Genomic DNA, 1,134 nt, shown 5'->3' with positions numbered 1-1,134 from the left:
TAGCGGGCGGCCGGAAGGTGAATGCTAGGCATGATCTAACCCTCGGTCTCTGGCGTCGCGACTGCGAAATTTCGCGAGGGTTTCCGAGAAGGTGATTGCGCTTCGCAGATCTCCAGGCGCGTGGGTGCGGACGTAGTCAGCGCCATTGCCGATCGCGTGAAGTTCCGCCGCAAGGCTCGCTGGACCCAGATCCTTTACAGGAAGGCCAACGGTGGCGCCCAAGAAGGATTTCCGCGACACCGAGACCAATAGCGGAAGCCCCAACGCCGACTTCAGCTTTTGAAGGTTCGACAGCACGTGCAGCGATGTTTCCGGTGCGGGGCTCAAGAAAAATCCCATCCCCGGATCGAGGATGAGCCGGTCGGCAGCGACCCCGCTCCGTCGCAAGGCGGAAACCCGCGCCTCGAAGAACCGCACAATCTCGTCGAGCGCGTCTTCGGGTCGAAGGTGACCGGTGCGGGTGGCGATGCCATCCCGCTGCGCTGAGTGCATAACCACCAGCCTGCAGTCCGCCTCAGCAATATCGGGATAGAGCGCAGGGTCAGGAAATCCTTGGATATCGTTCAGGTAGCCCACGCCGCGCTTGAGCGCATAGCGCTGGGTTTCCGGTTGGAAGCTGTCGATTGAAACACGGTGCATCTGATCGGACAGGGCGTCTAAGAGCGGCGCAATACGTCTGATCTCATCGGCCGGCGATACAGGCCTCGCGTCCGGATGGCTGGCGGCCGGTCCGACATCCACGACGTCTGATCCGACTCGCAGCATTTCGATCGCCGCGGTGACAGCGCCGGCGGGGTCTAGCCGCCGGCTCTCATCGAAGAAGGAGTCCTCGGTGAGATTCAGAATGCCGAACACCGTCACCATGGCGTCGGCCTCCGCAGCGACTTCCACGATGGGGATCGGGCGAGCAAAAAGGCAGCAATTATGAGCCCCATACCTACAAAGCCCCACGCATCAAGCTTTTGCCCATGAAGCAACCAGGCAATGGCTGTAATTATGACGACGCCGAGTCCCGACCAGACTGCATAAGCAACACCGACAGGGATGGATTTCAGAACCAGAGAAAGAAAATAAAATGCGATGCCATAACCGATTATGACAACGGCGGAAGGGGCAAGCTTAGTAAAGCCCTCG

The 1,134-nt window shown here is 59.7% G+C and carries 2 protein-coding genes; both read right to left on the bottom strand.

All coding sequences use genetic code 11. The features are described from left to right. Window positions 1-24: 24 nt before the first annotated feature. Window positions 25-864, bottom strand: coding sequence for a sulfonamide-resistant dihydropteroate synthase Sul1 (gene sul1 / locus ACOTZP_RS23850; RefSeq protein WP_000259031.1), 840 nt, complete (start codon window positions 862-864; stop codon window positions 25-27). Next, window positions 858-1,134: DMT family transporter (locus tag ACOTZP_RS23845; RefSeq protein WP_017900405.1), on the bottom strand; the 277-nt coding region annotated here is incomplete at its 5' end. The genes ACOTZP_RS23845 and sul1, both read right to left, overlap by 7 nt.

It is taken from the genome of Enterobacter cloacae complex sp. SYL001 (assembly GCF_049237025.1).
GTDB lineage: Bacteria > Pseudomonadota > Gammaproteobacteria > Enterobacterales > Enterobacteriaceae > Enterobacter > Enterobacter intestinihominis.
This window is presented reverse-complemented; position numbering and strand designations above follow the sequence as displayed.